Source organism: Cupriavidus sp. 05T313, from assembly GCF_056396665.1.
This window is the reverse complement of sequence record NZ_JBFTLX010000644.1, coordinates 1-435: the sequence shown is the minus strand read 5'-3', so window position 1 is coordinate 435 and position 435 is coordinate 1. Positions and strand designations below refer to the sequence as shown.

Here is a 435-nt window from a genome sequence, read left to right as displayed (position 1 = left end):
GCCATGTACAACGCGCTGCAGCCCGGAGTCTTTGCCCTGTCCGGCTGGGACCTCACCGGTATCCTGGCACTGGACCGCAGCAGCGTCGGCGAGCTCACGTCACAGGGTGATACGCGGTGGATCAACCGCGGTGCCCACGACCTCATGGGGACCAGCCCGGACGCCACCAACTCATCGGCAGGAATGCCGAGGGCCCGCAGCCTGTACGGTTCCCTGCCGGACCAGCTGCAGGACCAGGACTCCTTCGCGCGGCGGCTGCAGCGGATCCTCGCCGTGCGCGAGGAAAACGGGATCGCCACCGGTACCCTCCTGGACGTGCCCGAGGTCTCCAACCGCGCAGCGCTGGTGCTGGTCAACCGGCTGAAGGACGGGGCCCTGCAGGTCACTGCCCTGAACTTCTCCGGCCAGGACATTACCGGCAGCATCCAGTCCAAC

1 pseudogene is annotated in these 435 nt (G+C 67.6%); it reads left to right on the top strand.

The features are described from left to right. Positions 1 to 435: pseudogene (locus tag AC1DKD_RS42160) on the top strand (maltose alpha-D-glucosyltransferase); the annotation flags it as partial.